This is a genomic window from Bacillus sp. SRB3LM (assembly GCF_015712745.1).
GTDB classification, from domain to species: Bacteria; Bacillota; Bacilli; order Bacillales; family Bacillaceae_G; genus Bacillus_A; species Bacillus_A thuringiensis_K.
The window spans coordinates 434,738-458,199 of sequence record NZ_VWVQ01000008.1 but is presented as its reverse complement, the minus strand read 5'-3'; the positions used below and the strand labels follow the sequence as shown (position 1 = coordinate 458,199).

The window sequence follows — 23,462 nt, the reverse complement described above, 5'->3', positions numbered from 1 at the left end:
GGAGCGGTCGCCTTGGCTAATTGCTTAGCTAGGTTTACCGTCACCCCTCCTCCAGAACCGTACTTACAAGTCTCCTTGTATACGGCTCACTATCATTCTTTTAATGAAGAGTTCCCTTGTGTAATCTTTTGTGACAGTCATTTCCTTGACCTGGTCCACAAAGTGCTATTGTCCCTCTGTTTCTTGATATCATTCTTTCTTCCCATTTCTCGAGCTGTTTCTTGCGTTTGATATCTTTTAGTTTTCGGACGTGGTGAATCTCGAGTTTCACACCGGTAGCACCACAATATTCACATTTCTCCGCTTGTAATCTTTCAATCAAACTGGTTCTTCCTGAATATTTCAGCGTATTAGGGATTGTATCTATCTCTTTTGAATCGGATAATTTCGTAACTTTTTTGAACGATTTAATTAAACGTTTTTCTTTCATACCTGATTTCGTTTGGTATTCAACGGTGAATTCGCCGTTTTTGCTGTACTTTGCGATGATTTTCTTCATGGATTTTCTATATTTACTTGCAAATGTTTTGTACATACTGTATTCCACAAAATAAGCCATTTTGTTTAATACACTCACGTTATTTGCTATTTTGTAGTATTCATAGAACCCTCTCAGCTCACTGTCATACACGCTAATAATCTCCAAATCATCTATTGATATAAGCTCTGTTCTACATTGCGATATCCATTGTTTACCATCCATCTTGACCATTTTCTTTTCTACAAGTTTTTGTACCCATTTTTCGTACGGAACGTACAACAGGATATTCCCTTGGAATCTTTGGTAAAACCCCCGACTAGTTTTTCTTTTGTAGGTGCTTTGCGTTGTGATGTCATACCCAAGGAACCTGGCTTTTTTCTTATTGGCGTTAGTAATGTATGTCTTTGATTCTGATAACTCTATCCGAAGATTTATGTCCAGAAACTCTTTGATTTTCCTTTTAATTTCTTCAGCATCGTTTTTACTTCCTATAATTCCGATGATAAAGTCATCTGCGTAGCGAACATATTTCATTCTCTTAAAGGTGTTGTCCATAGGATTTAGAGCTGGAACACTTTCTCGCTCTTTATATATTTCAGCTTTTTCTCGTAGGTGGGCTTCTCTTTCTTCACCAGTCATTTCTATCCATTCATTCTCTGATTTTTTCAACTGACTTAGTCTCTTTTCGAAACTTCTGTATTCTTTTAATCGCTGTCTAGTTTTTCCTTGATTAAACGTGTCTATAAATTGCTCCATGAATACATCAAGTTCGTGTAAATAGATATTAGAAAGAATAGGACTGATAATCCCGCCTTGTGGTGTTCCACTATATGTGCGATGATACTGCCAGTTTTCTAGGTAACCCGCTTTAAGAAATTTCCATATAAGCTGAATAAATTTTTCGTCTTTGATTCGTTTGCGAAGTAATTTTATTAGAATGTGATGGTCAATGTTATCAAAGAATCCTTTGATGTCACCTTCTATGAACCATTTAGCACCAGTGAAATTCTTTTTTAATTGAATTAGCGCCGTGTGACAACTTTTGTTTGGTCTAAAACCATGAGATGTCTCTTTAAAAATAGGCTCATAAATCGCTTCTAATATCCTCCTTACGACCTCTTGTACTAACTTGTCATCGACAGATGGTAAACCTAATGGTCTTTTTTTATGACTATTTTTCTTCTCAATGTAGATTCTTTTAGATGGATTTGGTTTATAGCTTTGATTTTTCAATTGTTCAATTAATCGTTCTATCCGTTGTAAACTCATTCCGTCTATTGTTTTCTGATCTGATCCTTTTGTCATGTTTCCCGGATTTTTACTTAACTTCCCATACGCTTCTAGGAAAAATTGTTGATTATATAGATTCCTATATAGCCTTTGAAATGTGTATTGTTGATTACTTTGAGATTTCTTCATTAAATTGTCTATTACGACCTCTGGAATTTGCATGAAGCATTCCGCTCCTTTCCGATTTATAATAAGACTGAATGACTTGGTCCCTTCGCCATGTACAAGGCTTTCCCTTGCTCAGACTACTATGGACTCTCCGTTGCCTTATCAGATATTCAAACATCTACATGTCATAGCTCTTTTAAGCATTCTGACTTAGGCAATCCCCATTTAGACATATAAGAACATAGGCTTGAATTGATGTCGGATGCGACTTTCACCATTTCATGTTAATTACAAGTGGATAGTCACTAAGGTTAAAGTTGTCTATTAGCTATGGTGATAGACAACATATGACTACTAGACGTTTTATAGTTACCTTCCGTCTACCGCTTCGCTAGGCGTCCTCTGGTTATCGTTCACGCAATCCAGCATTCATCCTCATTCAATTCTTTTCATCTAGCGTTTCAGTTGTGCTTGGGTAACTTAGCAACTTAACGCGTTGCAAACATGCTGTACTCCCCCTTGAGTTTCCTCTTAGGATAAGTTTGCTGATGATAAGGAGTTACACTAACCTCTAGTTCCTTACGGGTTGCCCAGTTCCCGTATTCTTATATGCCCTTATGGGCGCACATAGCCACCGAATCCAGAACCGCCTTCGCCAAACTTCGCTAATTCTACAACCCCACTTTTCGACGAAGCTATTGCGGTGACACCGTCTTGGCAAGAATAATCAATTCCTTTATGAATCGTACCCCAACGTGGCCCAAATGGACTTGTAATCGTTGTTTGTGCAATTGGCCGGATAAACCCTTGCGAGCTTGCTGCACCAGTATCCACGACACCCCCAGGCTTTCCCGCTTCACAATTAAACGACAGTCCTCCCATTTGACCGACAAATTTCGTTACCAATATGGGCCACAACCCATTCGTACCATGTGGATCATTTGCGGCACCTGGTGGTGCATATTTGGCGCCAATTGCTTCAATCGTTGTAATCCCCATGCCAATATAGTTTTTATATAAGTTGCGCGCCATGGCGCTAATCCCTTCTTCAAGTGTGGCAAACTTCTGAAATCCCTTCATTTGAGAACTACTTGGGTCCATCAAACCACCTGGATTGTTATAATTTTTAACAGCGTTTGAAGTACCGTTTCCCGTCTCTAGTTTCGCTATAGCTGCTAGTAAAACAGGATCGATTTGATTTTGTGTTCCTGCGTTTAAAAAAGACTGTGCCTGCCCTGTGAACACACCACCTAAATGCGGTTGTATTTCTTCCGGCGTCACCGTCTTCCCTCCTGGACGACACACTGTCATCCCATTACTTTGGACCGTAGATGGTGGTGTCTCCTCTTTCTTTCCCATGCCTTGCCCAAATAATACAAATACAAGGAAGCTAAAAAATAATACAATACCGAAAATCTTAGCAAGTAAGATAAAGAAAAATATTCGAAGTTTCCCAGGTTTCTTTTTCTTTTTTTGCGTATTCTTTACAAGCTCTTCTTGCACCATCTCATCGATGTGCTCTTTAATTTGTGCCTTCATCACCTACTTCCCCCTTCCCATATTGGAACTAGAGGTGAGGGATACCCTCACCTCTAGAATGTTATTTGTCTTCCATTGAGTCTAGATGATTTAATTGTTTCGGCTCCTGTGTTGGCAAGTTCCAATCTTCACTTCCAGCAGCTATAGCATCCGGAATAGTTACTGTTTCATTTGGTGTCGATACACTAGGTGTTTCCATAACATCTTGTGGTAGCACAGCATCCACGTGTGTATTTGCTGTAATAGTTGAAGTTGCAATTTCTGATGGCAGTACTGGAACTCCGATTTCTTGTTGTGGGCGGATTTCTCCATCTGGGGTTATGGTTGCTGGGATTAAACCTGGAATAGTTACGGTTTCAGCTGGTGTAGATACAATTGGCGTTTCAATAACACCTTGTGACACCATAGAACCTACATTTGTAGTTGCAATTTCTGATGGCGTTACCGGAATCCCGATTTCTTGTTTTGAACTAATTTCTCCATCTGGATTTACTGCAGCTGGAATTAAATCTGGAATAGTTGCTGTTTCCCTTGGTGCTGAAATGATAGATGTTTCAGTTATATTCCCTTGTATAGTTGACTCGACATCTATATCTGTATCTTGCGGATAAATAACTCCTTCAGTGCCTATTTGTTCTGGCATGATTTCTGGAATAACATTTTTATCTAATGCTACTGGATCATTGGGTACTATGTCATCGGATATATGTTCTTGTGGAATATCTAAGTGTGGTAACTCCTCTAAATTCTCTTCTAGTGGTGTTGTATCTGTAAATTCTCCTAAACTCGCATATTCTCTATCTTGGTCCTGATTTTCAGTATCTATTACTCCCGCTTCTTCAGCTGTTTCCAATACTTTTTCTAATTCTTCTGGATCCAATCGTACAAGTTGTTGCTCTGGCATATCCTGTTCATTTTGTTCTGGATCTTCTTGCTCTTCTTGTCTATGATCTTGTAAAGAAATGAGTTGTTTACTTTTACTATTTTCTTCGTCTTCTTCGCTCTCTTCATTCTTCTCATAAGCTGACAAATCGGCTGGAACATCTACTTTCGCGAGTTTTGGTTTCTTATCTTCCTCTTCTTTTGTTTCTCCCTTTTCTATCGGTTCTGGCTCACCAGCTGCGACTAGTTCAGCTGCCGAGTTAAAATGATCTCCAACTCGTTCACTTACTGCTCCACCGACATCCATTGCCATTTCTTTTCCGCGATTTGCAAAATTCTCTGTCATCAGCGAGATATCTGTCACTGTTCTATAAATGTTTTTTGTTTTCTTGAAGGATGCTGTAATGCTGTCACGGAAGATATAACATAAGATAAACACGATAATTTGGAACACCATTGTTGATACATATCCCGCAAGCCCTGCTTCTGGTAACACATACAATAACTCTGATACTGTGAAAATAATAACCAACATAATAGACATTAAGACTTTTAATGCGAGTGGTCTAATCCATTGTGTTACCCAGCTCTCAATGACTTTACGATGCCCTGGTAATAAAGCTACAGCTAAAACAATTGGTGCAATTAAACTCATGACAAGAAACCATAATTGGAAAGCTACAATTAGTAAACAGAATGCAAGAATAGGAATTCCTATAAATGTGTTCACGATGTAATAGATAAGTGTGAAGATGATTCGATCCCCTACAGAATCTAATTTCATCATTTGATTACCTTTTTTCTCTACTTCCTCTTTTACAATATTATTTCTATTTTTACCTGGTGCTGTTTTTAATAATTCATCAACACGTCCTGCACCAATTTTCTCCTTTGAATCTTCCCCATACTGCATAAATAAGTACGGTCTTTCTACTAAAATACTCCAAATTTGTTTCTTAACTGAAGATATTGCCTGTTTTTGTGAGCGACCTGGCTCTCCAGCGACTGTACCTGTTGCCTTCGCTAAAATCGTTGTACTAACTTCCGAACTAATTGTATTTGCAGTTTTCAGTACAGTACCTGCATTTCCAATAAAGACGAGAATAAATGCAATCACTAACACTGTTTTCACCAGTTCATTTAATCCCGCTGTCGGCTGACGCTTTATAAAAAAGACATATGCTGCATAGCATCCTGATAATACGCACATCAAGCTAATGATAGATGGAAATAACCCTCCGCTTAAAAAGTTTACATTCCCCTCTTCATCTTCACCAATACCAGAGATATTTTGCATGGATGCTGCTAATTTATCCGCTACACCTGAAACAATATCTAAATTCAACGCTTGATCTACTAAAAACATGGTGAGTTGCGTTAGCATAATGTTCAGCTTAAAAGCCAAATTCACAAACCATTGACAAGTCGTATAAATCATACGCTGAATGTCTTGCCCTATACTATCTTCTCCAAAGAAATAACTACCTACTTTTTCTATGACCCCTTTCTCATCTTTTTTAGGTGCTTCTGTATCCACCTCGTAATATTTTCCTTTATACACGTCATCTGTGTACCCTTTGAATAAGTTTTCTGATATCCGTTGCCCTGTTTGCTCTTGTTTTTTCTCTTCTTCCGCTAGGGTAACGGATGACCCTAGCGGCATGAATAGAAATACCAACATCATGCAAAGTGAAAGTAATTTCTTCATTCCTTTTGCCCCCATTTATGAACATGGGTTGGTTTCATACTACCAACAATGGACTCTAAACTGTAATTGTCCTCCCATGCCCATTCATAATTTTTCCATTTACCATCCTTCTTATCTTTTACCATTTTCAAGTCCATCACTCGTTTTCTCTCTTGAACAGGGTGATAATATTTTACGTGATAGTAATACTCATCTTTCCCTTCTTTTAAATCGTAACGATATAAATCATATCTTTCTTCTATACCTTTATTTGCCCCTGGATGTGAGTTTCCACCTTCCATGAATTTATATGGTTTATAAAATAACGATTCTAATTTCGTTGAGTCAAGATCAATAAACGCTCTTACATACTCCATTGCGGCTTTATCCGCTTCTTTCATTTCTCTTTCCTTTTTGCTTTCTTGTTGATTTACTGTACTCTTTGTTTCGTTCGTTCCACAACCAGACATTCCACCAAGTACTAACATGCATGCCACGCACATTCCAGATACGAATTTTGTCTTTTTCATTTTTTCCATCCTCCATATACAGATAATTTAGAATTCTTTTATCTGTATTGTACTACGCTTTACGCCATTTGCATGGAACGTTCTTCATCGGTTTTGGTAGAGGAATCAAATGCATGTGCCAATTCTTCGAATACGGGATCAATATCTACAATCGCTGTTCTACCGTAAATGTCCTGGAACAATGCTTCGCCCCTTCTAAGCTCTCTAAGCATTCGCACATTTTCTTCAGTGATAGGTAGGTTATAATATTTCAGCATTTCCTTTGCCTCATCATCATGCTTCAGAGAAAAACAGAACTTCATTCCAACGTTCGCAATCTCTCTATTTTCCGAATTATAATCCGATGCGTTTTGTGTTCCCGAATACAACCCCATGTTATGATAACGCCCTTCTCGAATAATTTTATCGGAGATACGGCCACCCTCACGATTTTTTAACATACTGGATGCTTCATCTAACATGTAAATCTTAAATACCTCACGGTCTGAATGCATCATCGATTTTGCGAATGCACCAAGCGTGACTAAAATGCTACGTGACAACTTATCTGTTACACTTTCATTTGTATGCGGGTCTCCTTTTGGAATCTGTAAGTGCTGAATCTGCACCACCTGCAACGGTCTTTCTAAGCTGATGACACGGTAATTCTGACCAGGTTTCCCAAATAATAAATCCCCAAGCTGGATACTTTCTAATGTTGCCAATCGATTTGTTAATGCATTTAATTGTTCTCGCTCAGTTGGTAATAAATTTTCATGTAATTTCATTTTTTCCAGCTCTACACGAACTAATGTTAAACAAGCATCTTTTTCCTTTGCGACAATTTCAATTGCTTTATATAAGTAATCGTACCTTGTATCATTTAACCCGACTTCTGATAAAGATGTTAAAACTTCGAGCGCCAAGCTCTTCGCATCTTCTGTTGTGGCACTAATTCGGAATGGATCCAAACACCCTGCATCTTCTTTTTCCTTTCCAAGTGTCCAAATTTCTAAAAATCCCATCTCAGGTTTATTAAATCCTGGTAATAACTTGCTCCATTTTCCCCTGTCCCCCTTAGGATCTACGATGAATGCTCTACCTCCGCTAAGGACAATCCAAAAGGCTAACAAGTTCATGAGGAACGACTTTCCTTTCCCGGTTTGCCCCGCAAACATGACGGATAGACTCTCAAACTCTGTAATGATGTATTCAAGTGCTTTGGCTGCCAAGTCTGGCCGAATAAAGACAGGGCGATTTAATTTTTTGGTTTTTGCAAAGTAGAAACCTTGATTGTCCCCGATTTGTGTTGTAGCACCAAACATCCCTTGTGCGAGTATGCCTGGTTCTACAAACAATTTAAAATCTTTGTTGTATCGTTTGGAACCTGGTAGAAATTCATAAAAGTAAGCGAGTTGATCTCCAAATGAATTTACCAGTTCTATTTTCATTTTTCTATATTCCGTTTTAAGTGCTTCGATTCTCGTTTGCAATGTCTTCGCATCATGAGCGTACACACAAAACAAGACGCTTAATTCATATCCTGGAGCACCTGAAGTCTCAAAACGATCTTTGACAATACGAACGCCTTGCCTTTTTCTCTCAATCGTCATATCCTTTGAACCGCGTCCCATCATCGCTTGTTTTTGCTGATCTTCTAATTCCATTTCACTATTTGTTAATTTTTTCGTGACCATTTGATTTTCTAAGTGATGTGCACGAATACTCATTTCAACAGGGAATTTCAAAGTTTGAGATTGCAGTCTATAAATCCACTCTCCCCCTGGGAAAACAGATGCTTCTGGCATACTTTTCATAGCTAGAAAGGCTACATGCGCTGTTTCTATTTCTCCCTGTTCATTCTGTTGTTCCAGCACCAGAGAACGTCCTGGACTTTCATCAATAACACAATCTGTTAACTGAATCATCTTCTGTAAGTCTGGTCGCCTCACCCGTACTGTTTCTCCTTGTTCGTTTTCCATTTCAAGTGTGGAGCCCACTTTCCATTGTTTATCGTGGACCGGTTCTGTCATACCGCGTGTAAAGTTATGTTGGAAGAGAAAACGAATAGAGGTTGGATTGGCACGTTTTGTATTTTGAAAAGCGCTACGTACTTGATGATAAACAAGTTCTTCTGTTTCTAAATACGATTCGATTTCCTCTTCTAAAATATCTGTCGCCCCTAATCCTGAAACGTTGTGCGCTGTTTGTGTGAAGCCCTCCCATGTTTTTTTGAAGAATTTCATAGATTCTACGACAGGATTGATCATTTTCCGTTCCTTTTTTGCTTGGTTCATCTGAACCAGTACGTAAAAGCGGTACTCCATGCTTTCTTTTGCGAGCGATGAGTTCCGAAGGTACTTTTTCACTTGTTCAAAAAAGAAATGTCCTGTTGGTGCTGTCGGTCCTTTTAACGTTGCAATGTGCTGATCGATAATTTCATCACAATCTGTTGTCCGGGGAATGACAAGAAATTGTACATCGTATTCTTGGTGGGTAAATAAAGCGAGTTGATTGCGGTAATACGCTTTTTTTGTACTTTCATCTTTGTGATCATATCCAAATCCGTTTACTTCATATACCGAGGAACAGCGACCATCTATACTAAATGCCAAATTCTTTTCAATGTGTTTCAGCGGATTGCGTTTCATACTTTTCAACATTCTTACATTCCTCCTCTTGATTTAAAAATGTTACTGAATAGGCATGTATATCTGTGTTCTTTTGATCTATTTGTTGCGTACTTTGAACATCTTCCGGTTGATACTGTATGAACGTTGTTCCTCGCACAACATGTTTGGTTAATTTGGGGATAGAAGCTAAACGACTTCTTCGATGATTTCGAAATGTAAATGTCGTACAAGATCGTACATAAGAAAAAAGGGATTTGTCATCTGTTTTGTATTGGTCCACACCCCAGATAAGAAAAATAGGGAGAACAATGTAGTATACGAGATAAAATTGATCAATGATATCACTGAGCCACCATGTAAAAGGGGGGAGGAAGCGGAGCGCTACTAGCACCGCTTCTACCACTACAAAGTATCCCATTGCGCGCCACGTCACAGCGCGAGGAAGTCTTTTCCCCATGAGCTCATATTGTCTTCTCATGAAACTCATATAGCTTCCGAAACAATATGATACAATTCCATTTTGTTTTGGTTCTTGCATGCGGTTCCCTCCTTTTTCTTACAGACCGACAAGTCCACCGAGGAATGTTCCGATGGCTTTCAATGCATCCGGTTTATTAATAAAGAACACCAATGCCCCGCCTCCTACAACTAAAGATGCGAATAATGTCCAAGCACGCTTAAATCCTAAGTAAACACCAATTCCGATAAACACAATGTATAGTGCGTAAGTTCCTTGCGTTTTCGCTTCTTCAAATACTCCCTCTAAACCCATTCCTAGCATGAAATAATTCATAATATCTAACATATACATTCCCCTCTCGTTTCCTTAATTTTGTAAGTCTGTCACAACAAATTGCTTTCCAGTTTGTTTCACAACCAAGGTATAAGCAGCCTTCATTTTTGTTTCCGAATGTGCATCAATTAGCAATACCTCTGCTTGCACCTCATATGTTCCTTTTGTTTTTCCTGGATATACTTTGGAAGAAATGATCTTATCTAACTTCATGCTGCCTTCTAAACCTTTAATTTCTGGATTCTCAAGTACATATGCCAGTTCTTTTTGCGTTGCGGTTGTATACGATTTGAAAAATGTTGGTAAAAACTCACGAATCTCTGTTTTTGCCTTCACATCTTTCACTTCTTCTCGTTCATCTTCTGTTTCTTTTACCGTTGCTTTCTCATTGATTTTCACAACCTGTGGTAACCGATTTACGACAAATGCTTTCCCATCTGTTTGAACTGGGATGGAAACTTGTTGCATCACTTCTTTGACCTCTTCCCCACTGTTATCCGGTTTCATGCGGTGTAATTTATATTTCACTTTAAAGATCACGTTGGCTTCTTTTTGCTTCTTGTCATCCACTTTTAAAAGTGTTGCGGCAAGAAATTCTGAATCCCATTGTAAAGCATTCGTTTCTACACCAGCTTGTGAGTCTACATCTTTGGATAGATATATTTTCAAACGCTCTGCACGCTTTCTAAGATCTTCCTCTCCCCTCTTCCAGGTAAAGTACTCTTTTGTAAATAAACGTGCAAATTCAATCGCTTCTGGGCGTGTCGCAAGGTTTTGCTCAGGCACCACTTGTTTTGTTTCTGTTTGCGGCGTTACTTTTGCGTCTGCCTTCATCGTTTTGAAGACTGTGGTACAGGAAACGAAAAACATCCAGGCTAATAACCCCCAAAAAAGCCATTTCCCTATCAATCTACCTCTATAAGAGGGAACACGTAATGCCTTACGTGGTTCACCTTCTTTTCCATTTTTGGTTTTTTGAAACCAGTTCCTTATCTTCTTCCACATAAACAGTTCCTCCCTTCCTCACAATTCACTTCCAGGACGCTTTCCATCATGCACTCTCCCTTTCTTTTAACAGTTCAAGAAAGCTCTCCACCTCTTTTTTAAACCCCGAACCTTTCTCCATTCGTGCTTGTTGAAAATTGTTGTAACAACTTAATTCATATTCCACTTCTGAAATTGCTTTTTCTTTTGTGAGTTCTTTACAATCACATTTCCATTCCAATTCGTCTAGATGTAGGCCAATCTCTATTTCAAGTATCTTTCCATTTCCCATCACCAAAATTTTCTGTAGATACGTATCTGTCATAGATAAACAAATATCATAACTTTCCCCGCAATCGAGCTGACTGCAAACCTGATCGATAAACCGGCAATCTGCCTCTTCCAAATTCCCTCGTTCGTATATTTCCTTATAGATAAACATGTCGTTCCATCCTTTCTTTTTACGATTTTTTGGAACATGACCAAATCCTATAAACTTTTTCTTAGCTGTTAAAACCCTGGATTGATTGGACCACCTATAATTGGTCCTATATTCGCTAGTTCTTTCCCAAAAAACATTACAATGAGTAGGAATAGCCATACACCAAAACTTAACGTACACATCCCCCATTTTTTCAGCTGAACCAAACGGACAATTGCAACGAGTAGTAAAATACTTATTACAATGCTCTCCACTAGATAATTTCCTTGCATGTAATCAGGATTCAAACCAATAATCGGCACAATCCCTCACCCCTTTATTCGTTAAGATCCACCACCAAATGCGATGGGACCACCAATATACTTTGCAACCTCTACAATTCCTTCACTCAAGACAAAAGCCACACCCTAAGAATTTCATGCAGCCTTCCCACTGTTTTCGCTTGGCACAAATAAGTACCCCTAAAAGCGAATATAAACATATCCCTAGTCCTAAACACTTTACAAGCGTAATTGGATGCATATCCATCTTAATTTTCACCTCTATCGATCCACCATTTTATATACACCAACTGCAACGACTCCCAAAATCAGTACCCCTTCCCATCCTTGGGTATAGTAAGTTTCCATTACTTTACTTTGGATTGCTTCCCAGGCCGCACGTGATCCTGGTACTCTTGCAAAAATCCAATCTGAGAAAACAACTAATGTGATGATGCTTGCAACAAACGAAATAATAAATTTAAACACGATCTTATAACCCCACTTTTTCATCCATTTCTTCAATATCGCGGAAGATCTCGCCAAATGGATTTTGTAGTATGTCTTCGTATAATGTAATAAACACTGGAATTTCTGGACTTTCAACACCTTTTAAATAGCGCATTATCTCATTTTCTCTGTTTTTACTTCCAGCGATAAAAGTAAGGGAACACTGCCCGACAGGGTAAGAAATCCCTGCGTGTTTTTCGTATTCATCCATCTTTTGTTGTCTCATAAATTCGTTATAACGAGTTATTTTCTCTATGAGCACCTCTTTTGTACTAAAAGAGCGCTCCATTTCTAAGAAGAGAATGCCATTTGCCGAAACGTTTCTTTTATTCCCAATGATCGCTACTCCATCAGGTCGAATAATGCCAGCCCCCTCCTTTTTTGATTTTTTTCTACTGTTCGTATATTTAAATGTGCCAAGCACCTCACTAATCCACTCTCTTAATATCCTCGAATCTTGCTTCTTAGACGCATGGGTCATCGCACACTCTACATGAGCCAACATGATACTGTGATAGACAAAATGCGGTGCACGTACAGACCATTTGGCTTTCCACCTCACATCTCCTCGCAAGTCACGTACGGTATCTACTCCTTTTTTGGTTAATGTATACACCTTCTTAGGTCTAACATTTGATCGCTTTTGTCCTCTTATAGTTGGTACTGGCAAGTATTCACTTTTAATGTAACTCGCCAACTCTAACTTACGGAGACGATTATATACAGAGCGTTTGTTATATCCATCGTAATGACGCATCGTGACGTACTCCACATCGACAAAAAGGTGCGTATATATATTTACTAAAACTTGTTCGTCTTCTTCTAATAAAGCCACTACCTTCATAACAATTACCCCTTTTACCAGTCGTCGAACATACTTTTTCTTTTCTTACGTGCTGGACGTTCTTCATTTGAACCCACCACTACAAGTTTCACTTTTGATTCCTTTTCTAGGTTGACAGGTGCCTGTTTCTCTTGTCGATCTGGTGCTTTTGTAGTTTCATTTTTTGGCGTAAGATATTTAGCTTTTGTATATAAAAACTCATCAATTTCTTTATCAATTTCCTCTGCCGATTTGCCACTATGCTGTTCCAATTCTGTAATTTTTGATTTGGTCCAATCATTTGCGGCTTGTGTTTCTTCTTTTTTTAGATAATCAGCTACATTACCGTTAGGTAAATACCGATTTAGTGGAGGGATTCGAACGGTACACCAAACGTTTCGTTCTTCTGTATCTCCTTCCAGCTTCTCTTGTGTTTGAATCGCCGCTACTAAGTTGGGTAGACCTTGCAAATAATCCGCTCTGAACTTATTTTGCATAACACCTTCCAAAATTCTTGCTGATCTCATCCCTTGACCACATACAAAGAAATTACCACCCGCTTCTCGTAATGCTTCGTTTAAATCCGGGTCTAATTGCCCCTCTACTCGTTGCGTTAAGATCCAAAGTCCTAATCCATGCTTACGGTCTTTTGCTACAACTTTGCTAAGAATCGGTATTTTAAAATCGTGTGCTTCGTCGATAAGCATAAGATGTAGTTTAGATCCAATTGGCCGTTTCTGTGCAATACGATGATATTGATTGGCAATATATGCACCTGTCACAGCTAAATCTTTCTTGCCCATTCCTAGAACATCAAAAATAACGATATGACCTTGATCCATCCATTTTCGAATATTTAAAAAACAGTCTGTTTGACCAAACATTCTCTTGAGGTAAGATGTATTCCGAAACATATCTAAACGGTTCAATATCGCCTGTTTACTGTCTTCTAATGCGTTCTCCACCTCAAATTCCCAGTAGTTCATGTAGTACTGTTTCTGTGGCCCTTTTACATGATTCAAAACATGTCTGCGAAATGCTTCATCTGTAATAAACAGTGGGACACTCAAAATCGTGTGTATGCGTGAGGTATCGGATAACAATGTTCCTATTATGTTTTCTAGCAACCTTTCGGTTTGCGGCGCTTGCCCTGGAATCACAGTTTTAATAATTTCCATAATAGATTCAACGACTGCCTGCACCTCATCTCCTGCTTCATCTGGAAATCTATGGAGTAAATTAAGTGCTGGAGGATATTTGGTATCCCGAAAGCGTATAAAATGAACCTTGCTCCAATCTACTATTTTTCCGTCAAGCTCTGCTTTTAACAAACGATTCATCGTAACAAGTGCTAAATCTTGTGCCGGATCAAATAATGAGAACCCACCTTCTTTATCTGGATTTTCAATCCACCGATCAATACGACTCTGCATTAAAGCCATAACTAAGGAACTTTTCCCTTTCCCTACTTTTCCTGTGATATAGCCGTGGTTGCTTAAATACTTCTCTTTAATTCTTACTAATCGATCTTTAATATAGGGATGCATGACGTGACCAATTGCGATTCCTTCCGCCAACATATCGTTTGGCAGCATTGCCTCCCCTTTATCTAAATAAAGAATGCGTTGTTCTGCCTTCTTTTCTTTATCTCCTGTCACATCTGGAAGGTGAAACACGTTCAAAAGTTCTGAACTGGTCCATACCATCTTTCCATATATCGGATTTGGTACGGTGGGCATGCAACGCTTGAGGCGTCTGTACCGTAACTCATTTACATCAGCCATGATACTTGCTACCATATGACCAATATTTTTAATGACTGGTACACCAGGATAATGTTCACTTGCAAAGGAAACAGATACCTGAAATGCCACTTCGTTATTTGAGAAACGTTTATTCAATGCTCTGATTTCCTCTTTTTCGAATGTGTCTAATTCATGTTTCTTTTTGAGTGCTTTTTCCGCTTTACGAATCCCTTTTGTAAGGTGATATCCATTGTCTGGTGAAAAGGCGATGTCTACCCATGTTTTTTCTTCCATTGCGTTTCCCAGCATCGGTAACAGGTCTTTCTTGTAACGAGCGAGTGATAACGTGGCTGCTCGTTTTCGTTTGAGTACCATTCGTCCACCTACTGCTTTTTTAGATGGGAAAGGCACTTCATTACGAGAAACTCCGTAGACTTCAGCATGTTCATACACACTTCTCATCGCTTGCACAACACGCTTTAATTCATCTTTGGGACCACCAATATAGAAGCGCACACGTTCTTTTGTCCCTTCCGGACGAAACATGATCATTCGGTACCATTCTCGCCCTTTCCATAGACGTTCCAATGGTTTTCGCCCTGTATTATGCACATGGCGAATCATTTGACCCAACTTTTCTGCTGTCACGTCATCATCGATATGCGGGATAAACATCACGTATTGATATCGCTTTTTCTCAAAATATACATACAAGTAATGTAGGACGATGCGGATTATTGTATAGATTAAGATTCCTAACAAGATCAGGCGGCATATACTAACTGTTACATCAATTGCTGTTGGTACATATTTCATGATTTCCGCCAATATTTTTTCTTTGGAGTACCAGACAAAGCCCGCACCCCCTAAAACAAGAAGCGGTTTCCAGTTCTTTTCAAGCATGTTTTCAAGTTCTTTATCAAACTTACTACGTGCCACTTTTCCACCTCATTTCTTATATGGACTAAGCAAGCGCTACTACTTTTTGTTGGTGTTTTTGTATACGTTGTTCTATCGCTAATTGGACTAAAATGTGAGGTTGTGCGGATGCGTGTTGGAGTTGATTCATCTGATCTAGCAATGTTTTATATTCAAAGAGTTCTTGTTTCATTTGTTCTACATCCAACTCATCTTCTACCGTGAGTTGTTCTTTCCAAAATAATTCCCAGCATTCATGCCGATTGGTATACATGGTTTCTGTTCCTCTTTTTTTTGATGGAGGATGCTCTTATGAAAGAGCATCCTTCCTAAACTAAACTTGTTATCACTTGTGAAAATGTTTATGGAAATTGGATTTTGGATCAATCAGTTTCATCCCTTTTTGATGACCAGCTAATGTCATTAAAAAACTTGAAAATGCCATCCCTCTTCCTGTAATTCCAGCCAATTCAGATGAATTTTTTGAATGATTCGCTTGATTTGCCATTTGTTGACTCAATCTACCGATATAAAAACCACGTTTGCTTCGCATGTGCTTAATTGATTTCATGAGAAATCCTCCTTTTATTTATTTATCTTTTTATATCGTTAAATAGAAATATTCTATATTTTTATGCCTTTTTACGTTTCCATTCTTTCTCTCTTTACTCTTCTTCTAAAAATAGATCTTCTAAATCTGTAGAAAGGATTGTAACTGCTTGTTGGTGATCTTGAAATAGAACATGTTGTATATTGTTTCGCAACTGAAACCCATCTTCAGGTAATGCTAGCAAATACGATTTTTTGTATTTGATCCCATCAATCTGATAATGTACATCAAACACGCACATTATATCCCGCCCTCCCTTATCAGTTGAGAGTGTTTTTATATTTTTGCTTTTGGTTCTTTACGTTTTCTAATTGCATGAACAGCTGCGATACCGCCTAGAACTACAAGTGTAGCCCCGATCCATTTCCAATATGGATTTTCCGCTTTACCGCCTGTTGTTGGCAAATGACTTTCTACTTTCTTCGGTTGTTCTTTGATTTGTTTTAGTTGTTCTGGTTGTTTTTCAATGATGTGTGGTTTCTCTGGTGTTGTTACAGGCTTTTCAATCACCTGTGGTGTGTTCTCCGGTTGTGGTTGAGGATATTCTGGCTTTTCTGGTTGTGGTTTTTCTGGTGTTGGTGGAATTTCTTTTTTCTTATCTTGTACTGTATGTTTGATAATTTGACCATCTTCTTTGATATTAAAAGAGAATGTCTCTTCGTTAATTAGGTAGCTGTCTAGGGCGAGAGTTTCTTTATACGTATATGCCCCTGCTGGAAGCTTCTCAAATTTCGCAATTCCTTGCTCGTTTGTTTTGCCTTTGACTACTAAAGTGCCTTGTTCATCGTAAATTGTAAACTCTGCACTTGGCAATTTGTTATTCCCATCTGCTACATCTACTTTTGTAATTTCAATCGTTCCTTTTGCTTTTGTATTTTTTGCGATTAATTCGATTTTCTTTCCATTTTCCTTAATGCTGAAAGGAATTGGTTCTTTAACTAAGATGTAGCCCACTGGAGAAGATTTTTCGATAAATTGATACTCCCCATACTTCAAATTATCAACTTTGATTAGGCCATCTTTATCTGTTGTGTACTCATGTATTGCATTCCCTTTTGCATCCGCAAGGATAAATACTGCGCCTTCCAATTTCTTCTTACCATCTTGATCTACTTTCAAAAGCTGTACATTTCCTTTGATTTGTTCATTCTTCATTTCAACAACAGCAACTTCACCTGTTTTTACTTCAAATGTTTTAGGATTTGCATCTAAAACATACCCTGTAGGTGCTTTTACTTCTTTAACCGTGTACGTACCTAGCTCTAAGTTACCAAGTTCGGCTACACCGTTCTCATTAGCTGTAATCGTTCCCATAACTTCTTGACCGCTATTTAAGACTGTAAACACTGCACCTGGAAGTGGCTTTTTGTTCTCATCCACTTTCATTACTTTGAGTGAACCATTTGCTTTCCAGTACACTTGTAAGTCTGTACTTACTTGCTCTGTACTACGTTCTAACAAAACCGTTGCATCCTGGATGGTTTCAGTTCCCTTATATGCAATCGCATTGTAATTCGTTAGATTTGAAACAACTTTTAAGGATAGTTCGTTACTCTTAGAGGATTTCGGTACTTGAATACGGAATTTTTCTCCTATCAGGAACATTTCTTTGGCTTCACCTTGTTCTGTAACAACACGTGTACCTTGTGGCGCATTGTTCATTTGTACCTTGAAAGTACCTTTTTTCGCGTTTGTTTGTACTGTATATGTTGTAGTTTCAAAATATTCGCCGTTTAGCTGTGCTTCTTTCTTATCTGTTGGAACTACATTCATGTATACATCTTGTGTGTCTTGACTCTGATCCGCTGCATGAATGATTGCTTTCGTTGCTTTTTCAACAGCTGCATCTTTAAATTGTAATTCTGCCGTATTGATTTGCCCTAATGAATTCCATAAGGCCAGCTGTGTCGAATAATGCGCCTGTTCCCAAGTGGAAACCCCTAATTCTTCTGGACTCTTTTGTGGGTATCCATTTAACAAGACACGGTACACAATATCGTTTGTTCGTCCGCTCTCAGGAAGGTCTTGACCATTAGGCGATTTCAGGCCGTATACCAGGCAATAAGCTATTTGACCACTTGCATTCTTGAGTAGTTCTGTCCGCACCTCTTTCCCATACTGTGGAGAATATGCCCAATCCATGTTGTACTTTTCATGATTGATTATCTCGGCACTTGCTTTGTTGAGAGGAATGAAGAAACTCATCACCAATAAGAGTACACTCGTGATGAGTAGTAGTGCTTGATACGATCGTTTCAATATCATTTCTTACAGCTCCTTTAGAGTCATTAAGTTTTCAAAGAACAGTTAAACAATTTCTTATGGTTTTTGATTTATACAATTCGCGCTCGATAATAAGTAGGTATAAACAATTCTTCAACTGGTCGATTATAAAAAGCGGCAATACTATGTGCACGTTCAGCAATTGTACTTTTTCTTCCAGATTCAATAGCCTGTAGTACACTTTTATTTAAATTTAAATCTGCTGCAACTTTTTTAAGAAGCATACCTTGTTCATTTCTAATATTTTTAATAATCGAAATTTTTTGTTCGCAATTATTCATTCTCTCACCTCCTTAAATACATAATAAACACCTTAAAGGTGTCTGTCAACACTTAAAATGTAATTTTTACATCAAAACTTCCTACATTAAGTTTTTTTGCATTTATTATAGTAAGTATAGGAGTGATTATTGATATGAAAAAAAATATACTGGGAAAAAATATAAAAAAACTCAGAACCATAAGAGGTTTAGATAGGTATGAGTTAGCGGCAGATCTCAATACGACTTACAGAACTATTTCCAGCTGGGAAACAGGAGAAAAAATACCACGAATCAATAAAATCCATGAAATTGCTAATTATTTTAATGTTAGTGAAGCATATTTATTAAATCATATGATAAGCGATGATGAACTTCTTCAAAGAGTAGAAGGAGAAGAAGACCCTGTCCATCGCTTATCACAATTGCTTTATGATAAATACATGAGTGTCCCAGAAGAATATAAACCATATATAGAAAAAGAATTACTTAGATACGCCAATTTTCTGTTAATAGAGGTTGATGAAAAAGAAAAAGGAAAACAACTGAAAAAGTGACATACAAACTTATTTTTTAGAGATATCTCCACATAAATCTATCCAGTCTCCTAATGTTTCTAAATCAATATTTTCAAGAATTTTTAGTAGTAACTCTTTGTCTAAGATCATTAAACAGCGCCACCTTTTATAATTTTGAATTTCATAAATTCCTGCTTACGTACTAATAAAATCCTTTATAAAATCACAAAAGACATCGTATTTACGACGTCTTTTGTGATTTTACATATTTTCATTTTGTTATTACTCTACATTCCACCCCCGGGATCAGTCCTCATCATAAGGATATTGTTTTTTTGCAATCCTTGCGACTCAAAATGTACATTTTTTATTTTATTATATTCATTTGTTAATCCTAAGTTTACGCTACTAATTAGAACTAAAAACGACATTATCAGAATAAAGATAACTTTTTTCATTTTTAAAATCCCTTTCCAATACTTTGAATACTTTTCTCTTTATATTCATTAAAGATTTGTTGCGCAAATCCTGCATAAAAAAAGTCATTTTTTGCCTTCATTGCATCAATAGCCTTTGAAATTTCATTTAAATCATTATTAGCCATCCCCCTATAGACACGCTGAATAGGACTTAAACACTTGTTTTTTTGTTCAAGATAATCTAGTAATTTATTAGCTTGGGCCTCCTCATTATCCTTGATGAAATACAAGCTTTTTTCTGCTATATCTAAGGTGTTCATATCGATTTTATCAATGTCTTTCCACTTTATTATTCTCAAGAAATTTAAAGTATTTAATGCAATTTTATATTTATGTTTTTCTCCTAGAGATGATAAAACATTACAGGCCTTTTCTAAATAATAAAATGCATCCTTTTCATTCGAGAATAAGTTACTCTCTCCCATTCTACTATCTATCACAGCTTGCATTACTGGAAAAAAACTCAAATCATCAAACTCCATTAAACCTTTATAAATCTTTTGAAAACCAACAATATCATTACCTCTTAATACTCCATAACCCCATATACTTTCTATCCAAAAATTATATAACTTCTTTAATTCTTTATTTTTCAATAATTTTAAATTTTTTTCTATCCTCTGCTTATACGTTTCCATTAAATCAACTTTTCCTGAATCACATAAAATTAACATACTTAAGATGTCACAAAACATACCAACTTGGAAATGTTTTTTATTGTTTAACGGTCTTGAACTTTCAATTTCTAAAAAGATTTCTTCCAATCCCTTAGATTCATTTAAGCGATATTTAAACAAACGAAAAATCTTAAAACATCTCTGCATTTCTAATTCACAATGCTTTTCACATAAATCAATTATGTAATTTAATAATTTGTCAAAACCATTTAAATGTGCAATTAGAAATGCTGTTTTCACATTTATGTTTTGTCTACTGTGTTTCTTTAAATGTTGAATAAGATCATCTTCTTGAATATTCCGATCTAAAGGAGACAATTTTACTGAAATTTTCATTAGTGAGTATATTGAAATATTTTGCCCTTTTGTATACCAATTTGAGAATGTAGTTTCTGGTATGCCTAATTCTTTTGCAACCAATTTATGTTCTAACTTAGAAGACTCTAGATACAAGTTCATTCTTTTATGTATATCAAACATAGAAATTCACCCTTTTAATCCTCTATTTTAATTTAACTATGTTTATTAATTTTATCATAAGGAGATTCAGGAATTTATGAAATAATTTTAACTGAATTTTCTGATTATTTAAAATAAAACTAATTACTTCACACTCATTATACAGAGTTCACATTTTTAGTGTTGATATTAATGCTTGTGACTTGTAAAATAGAAGAAGAATAGATTTTACTTAAAAAACAAATAAAAAAACCCCACTCAGTCTATATTCAATTGGTAACAGGCCGGCAAGCTAGCGCCAATTGAAATATCCCAGAAAGTAGAGGTTCTTTATATTACATATAAAATATTCGCTTTTATATAGAAATTATAACACAAAGCGATAATTATGTGAATAAGAACTGCTATTTTCCCAATATTTTTCTGAGAGTGTGTACTGGGGAAAAATAGGAGGTCTTTTTATGTTATTAACTAATTTTTTACTAAGTACAGCAAAACGAGAACTATCCCCTCGATTATATCGTATTCCTAAATGTAAGACGGGAGCTATCAATCAAGCAGTCAAAAGTGTAATCAAAGATATTGATAGTATTCTATTCGAATGTGAAGGTAAAACTACAAAAGAATACTTCGAGAAAACGCCACGCCGATATGAAGCACTTGAAACCGTGCTTTCCTACCTTGTTCAAGAGGGATTTTCTCAAGTTAGACAAGAGAAAATTAGCCAAAAATCGGGTATTTCTGTACCACTAATCAACTTTATTCTGAATTGGCTAGAAGATCTGGAAGTATGTCATCAAATTAAAACCAGACGTCACAATAAAATTGCGCCATCTATCTACATTTTAAGCCTACATAATAATTACTTGAAAATTATTGAATATTTTAAGCAAAAATGGGCATTAACAATCAATATTTTTTCTACATTTACAGAGTTTCTGTCCAAGAAAATTGGTAAGAAAAAACATAAGGATACAGATAAAAAAGAGGGTACTCCCGTTTCTACATGCCATGGATTCGATTTATTCACTCCTGTCGAACCTGTTGAAGTAGAAGCTGAAGAACAAAAAACGAATTCTGACAAAGATAAAAAATTAGAAGCTAGCTTACGAGATAAACTGGTGGCAAGATTAGAAGAAATGAATGACCACATGAGTGAAGCACAACAGAAACTTTATGTGTACATTCTAACCCAAGACACAAATATAACTGAAAAAGATGCTTATACAATCGCTTTACGTATGCCAGCAGATATAGATCGAGATACAAAAAAGATTTTCAAAGATTGTGTACAATGGTTTGAATATAACCAAGCAGATGTAAGTACCCCTGCACATTTCATAAAAATGTATACGAATAGTGTAAAAGAACTTAGAAAACGCCGTACTCGTGAAGCAAACGAATATTTCGCTACTACGACATTTGGAAAGCCTTATAAGAGTAAGATTTCATTTGATGTATTCCGGAAATGTCTAGATCCAAACTCTTAAAGCCTGTGCCTAACAACAAAATAAGAATACTGTAGCCTTGTTCAAAAAAATGACAGTGACAAGGCTTTTTGTCATGCAATCATGATTGTTATTTTTAGAATCTATTAATCTCATTATTTAGCTTTGAGGTGTTAGCACCGCTTTCAGCAAAAAAACATGTGAGATTTATCATAGAATGCCAGCTAACTTTCATCAGCAATTAAATAAGGAATTGAATAAGAAAAAATCTCTAAGACCTTGGGAGAGTAAGGATAAAAGCTCCAAAATAAATCCTAATGTATTTAATGTTTTTAATTCTTTTAAAACAAGATTTAATAAATAAGAGTATCCTATATTTCTAATTTACCTTTTAGTTTTTAAAATATTTACAACCATCTTAAAAAATCTTATATCTCAAAAAACGAACAATACTCACGCAATATGTGCAAATCATTCATCTAAACTAGAAACATACTAAAATCCGTATTTCAAACGTATTCAAACAAATATGAGATTTATATGCACAAATTAACCTTATGAATTACTGATGAATTAGGTATGAAACTGTGATGCTTGCGTTCATCGTCTGGTTCATCACTTACGATTGTCAAAAATCGTTGATATATAGGGAGGTTTCGGGATTCCCTATATCTTCGCTAAACCAGATGAAATCCTGAAGCTTTCCTTGTTCTGGTATCTTGATTCGAATGAATCAGATAGCAGGGCAAGGGAAAAGTTTTAAAAACTACATAATCGGTGCGGCGGGCATCGTTCACTTCACACAACAAGCTCGGCGTTCTCTCCTCCTTCGTTCGCCTTTAGCTCACTCCTCTCGCTTGCTGCGCGGCGCTCGGTGGCTCGGCTCCGCCGCCCCACACATCCCTAACCCCCAAAAAACCAGCCTTAACCCTCGGTCATCTCCTCTCCCCTGGTGTCAAAATAATCACAGGAACTCCTGTCATTTCTAGCCAGGCTCGATCTTCTTCGTATTGGCCCTGAACGAATCGTTAAGACTTTGCTACAAAATTAAGGAACAGCTGCTGTAACAAAAAAACAGGACCTAGAATCCCCTATTGCTTGTTTTTGTGGTTTTTTGATACAAT

General features: G+C 37.0%; 20 protein-coding genes and 1 pseudogene. 2 read left to right on the top strand and 19 right to left on the bottom strand.

Annotation, left to right across the window (positions count from 1 at the left end; translation table 11 throughout):
- Nucleotides 1–100 precede the first annotated feature (100 nt).
- The 18 genes and pseudogenes from F3I02_RS09335 to F3I02_RS09250 form a co-directional block, all read right to left on the bottom strand.
- Nucleotides 101–1,933, bottom strand: a complete 1,833-nt coding sequence (locus F3I02_RS09335) for a reverse transcriptase/maturase family protein (RefSeq protein ID WP_196477483.1) — start codon at nt 1,931–1,933, stop codon at nt 101–103.
- Between the two features lie 573 nt (nt 1,934–2,506).
- Nucleotides 2,507–3,418, bottom strand: a pseudogene (locus tag F3I02_RS09330) (glucosaminidase domain-containing protein); the annotation flags it as partial.
- Nucleotides 3,419–3,479: 61 nt separating this feature from the next.
- Nucleotides 3,480–6,008, bottom strand: a complete 2,529-nt coding sequence (locus tag F3I02_RS09325; RefSeq protein ID WP_196477482.1) for a CD3337/EF1877 family mobilome membrane protein — start codon at nt 6,006–6,008, stop codon at nt 3,480–3,482.
- On the bottom strand, nt 6,005–6,517 hold the full coding sequence (locus F3I02_RS09320) for a hypothetical protein (RefSeq protein WP_196477481.1): 513 nt from the start codon (nt 6,515–6,517) through the stop codon (nt 6,005–6,007). Before F3I02_RS09320 ends, F3I02_RS09325 begins: the two co-directional genes overlap by 4 nt.
- A gap of 59 nt (nt 6,518–6,576) precedes the next feature.
- Nucleotides 6,577–9,159, bottom strand: a complete 2,583-nt coding sequence (locus F3I02_RS09315) for an ATP-binding protein (RefSeq protein ID WP_196477480.1) — start codon at nt 9,157–9,159, stop codon at nt 6,577–6,579.
- A complete protein-coding gene (locus F3I02_RS09310; protein WP_196477479.1) occupies nt 9,119–9,667 on the bottom strand; it encodes a TcpE family conjugal transfer membrane protein in 549 nt (182 codons plus the stop codon). The genes F3I02_RS09315 and F3I02_RS09310 overlap by 41 nt, the downstream gene beginning before the upstream one ends.
- A gap of 18 nt (nt 9,668–9,685) precedes the next feature.
- Nucleotides 9,686–9,940, bottom strand: coding sequence for a TcpD family membrane protein (locus tag F3I02_RS09305; protein WP_371410145.1), 255 nt, complete (start codon nt 9,938–9,940; stop codon nt 9,686–9,688).
- A 15-nt stretch (nt 9,941–9,955) separates the two neighbouring features.
- The gene (locus F3I02_RS09300) at nt 9,956–10,927 is read right to left on the bottom strand and encodes a conjugal transfer protein (protein ID WP_196477478.1); all 972 of its coding nucleotides are present in this window, start codon (nt 10,925–10,927) and stop codon (nt 9,956–9,958) included.
- 46 nt (nt 10,928–10,973) lie between these two features.
- A complete protein-coding gene (locus F3I02_RS09295; protein WP_196477477.1) occupies nt 10,974–11,348 on the bottom strand; it encodes a hypothetical protein in 375 nt (124 codons plus the stop codon).
- A gap of 68 nt (nt 11,349–11,416) precedes the next feature.
- Entirely contained in the window at nt 11,417–11,650 is a 234-nt protein-coding gene (locus tag F3I02_RS09290) for a hypothetical protein (protein ID WP_196477476.1), read from the bottom strand.
- A gap of 240 nt (nt 11,651–11,890) precedes the next feature.
- The gene (locus tag F3I02_RS09285; protein ID WP_078185381.1) at nt 11,891–12,097 is read right to left on the bottom strand and encodes a hypothetical protein; all 207 of its coding nucleotides are present in this window, start codon (nt 12,095–12,097) and stop codon (nt 11,891–11,893) included.
- A gap of 4 nt (nt 12,098–12,101) precedes the next feature.
- Nucleotides 12,102–12,962, bottom strand: a complete 861-nt coding sequence (locus F3I02_RS09280) for a replication-relaxation family protein (protein ID WP_196477475.1) — start codon at nt 12,960–12,962, stop codon at nt 12,102–12,104.
- A 14-nt stretch (nt 12,963–12,976) separates the two neighbouring features.
- Nucleotides 12,977–15,625: an ATP-binding protein gene (locus tag F3I02_RS09275; protein ID WP_196477474.1), complete on the bottom strand. Its 2,649-nt coding sequence runs from the start codon at nt 15,623–15,625 to the stop codon at nt 12,977–12,979.
- 25 nt (nt 15,626–15,650) lie between these two features.
- A complete protein-coding gene (locus F3I02_RS09270) occupies nt 15,651–15,878 on the bottom strand; it encodes a hypothetical protein (protein ID WP_078185329.1) in 228 nt (75 codons plus the stop codon).
- Between the two features lie 72 nt (nt 15,879–15,950).
- Entirely contained in the window at nt 15,951–16,175 is a 225-nt protein-coding gene (locus F3I02_RS09265) for a hypothetical protein (RefSeq protein ID WP_196477473.1), read from the bottom strand.
- Nucleotides 16,176–16,269: 94 nt separating this feature from the next.
- Nucleotides 16,270–16,455 carry a hypothetical protein gene (locus F3I02_RS09260; RefSeq protein WP_078185327.1) on the bottom strand — a complete coding sequence of 62 codons (186 nt, stop codon included), beginning with the start codon at nt 16,453–16,455 and terminating at the stop codon, nt 16,270–16,272.
- Between the two features lie 35 nt (nt 16,456–16,490).
- Nucleotides 16,491–18,479 (bottom strand): MSCRAMM family protein, encoded by a 1,989-nt coding sequence (locus F3I02_RS09255; protein ID WP_196477472.1) that lies wholly within the window; start codon nt 18,477–18,479, stop codon nt 16,491–16,493.
- Nucleotides 18,480–18,547: 68 nt separating this feature from the next.
- Complete coding sequence (locus tag F3I02_RS09250) at nt 18,548–18,778, bottom strand: helix-turn-helix domain-containing protein (protein WP_196477471.1); 231 nt, start codon at nt 18,776–18,778, stop codon at nt 18,548–18,550.
- A 128-nt stretch (nt 18,779–18,906) separates the two neighbouring features.
- Between F3I02_RS09250 and F3I02_RS09245 the strand changes: the two genes are divergently transcribed.
- Nucleotides 18,907–19,314 carry a helix-turn-helix domain-containing protein gene (locus tag F3I02_RS09245; RefSeq protein WP_179871737.1) on the top strand — a complete coding sequence of 136 codons (408 nt, stop codon included), beginning with the start codon at nt 18,907–18,909 and terminating at the stop codon, nt 19,312–19,314.
- 421 nt (nt 19,315–19,735) lie between these two features.
- Here F3I02_RS09245 and F3I02_RS09240 read toward each other — a convergent pair whose 3' ends face one another.
- Complete coding sequence (locus F3I02_RS09240; protein ID WP_196477470.1) at nt 19,736–20,911, bottom strand: AimR family lysis-lysogeny pheromone receptor; 1,176 nt, start codon at nt 20,909–20,911, stop codon at nt 19,736–19,738.
- 440 nt (nt 20,912–21,351) lie between these two features.
- On the opposite strand from F3I02_RS09240, the gene F3I02_RS09235 reads away from it, so the two are divergent.
- Nucleotides 21,352–22,380, top strand: a complete 1,029-nt coding sequence (locus F3I02_RS09235) for a Replicase RepFR55 (RefSeq protein WP_196477469.1) — start codon at nt 21,352–21,354, stop codon at nt 22,378–22,380.
- The last annotated feature ends 1,082 nt before the right edge of the window (nt 22,381–23,462 follow it).

Excerpts from the sequence above, each read along its gene's own strand:
- F3I02_RS09335 (WP_196477483.1), bottom strand. The coding sequence starts at position 1,933 with ATGCAAATTCCAGAGGTCGTAATAGACAATTTAATGAAGAAATCTCAA.
- F3I02_RS09325 (WP_196477482.1), bottom strand. The coding sequence starts at position 6,008 with ATGAAGAAATTACTTTCACTTTGCATGATGTTGGTATTTCTATTCATG.
- F3I02_RS09320 (WP_196477481.1), bottom strand. The coding sequence starts at position 6,517 with ATGAAAAAGACAAAATTCGTATCTGGAATGTGCGTGGCATGCATGTTA.
- F3I02_RS09315 (WP_196477480.1), bottom strand. The coding sequence starts at position 9,159 with ATGTTGAAAAGTATGAAACGCAATCCGCTGAAACACATTGAAAAGAAT.
- F3I02_RS09310 (WP_196477479.1), bottom strand. The coding sequence starts at position 9,667 with ATGCAAGAACCAAAACAAAATGGAATTGTATCATATTGTTTCGGAAGC.
- F3I02_RS09305 (WP_371410145.1), bottom strand. The coding sequence starts at position 9,940 with ATGTATATGTTAGATATTATGAATTATTTCATGCTAGGAATGGGTTTA.
- F3I02_RS09300 (WP_196477478.1), bottom strand. The coding sequence starts at position 10,927 with ATGTGGAAGAAGATAAGGAACTGGTTTCAAAAAACCAAAAATGGAAAA.
- F3I02_RS09295 (WP_196477477.1), bottom strand. The coding sequence starts at position 11,348 with ATGTTTATCTATAAGGAAATATACGAACGAGGGAATTTGGAAGAGGCA.
- F3I02_RS09280 (WP_196477475.1), bottom strand. The coding sequence starts at position 12,962 with ATGAAGGTAGTGGCTTTATTAGAAGAAGACGAACAAGTTTTAGTAAAT.
- F3I02_RS09270 (WP_078185329.1), bottom strand. The coding sequence starts at position 15,878 with ATGTATACCAATCGGCATGAATGCTGGGAATTATTTTGGAAAGAACAA.
- F3I02_RS09265 (WP_196477473.1), bottom strand. The coding sequence starts at position 16,175 with ATGAAATCAATTAAGCACATGCGAAGCAAACGTGGTTTTTATATCGGT.
- F3I02_RS09260 (WP_078185327.1), bottom strand. The coding sequence starts at position 16,455 with ATGTGCGTGTTTGATGTACATTATCAGATTGATGGGATCAAATACAAA.
- F3I02_RS09255 (WP_196477472.1), bottom strand. The coding sequence starts at position 18,479 with ATGATATTGAAACGATCGTATCAAGCACTACTACTCATCACGAGTGTA.
- F3I02_RS09250 (WP_196477471.1), bottom strand. The coding sequence starts at position 18,778 with ATGAATAATTGCGAACAAAAAATTTCGATTATTAAAAATATTAGAAAT.
- F3I02_RS09240 (WP_196477470.1), bottom strand. The coding sequence starts at position 20,911 with ATGTTTGATATACATAAAAGAATGAACTTGTATCTAGAGTCTTCTAAG.
- F3I02_RS09235 (WP_196477469.1), top strand. The coding sequence starts at position 21,352 with ATGTTATTAACTAATTTTTTACTAAGTACAGCAAAACGAGAACTATCC.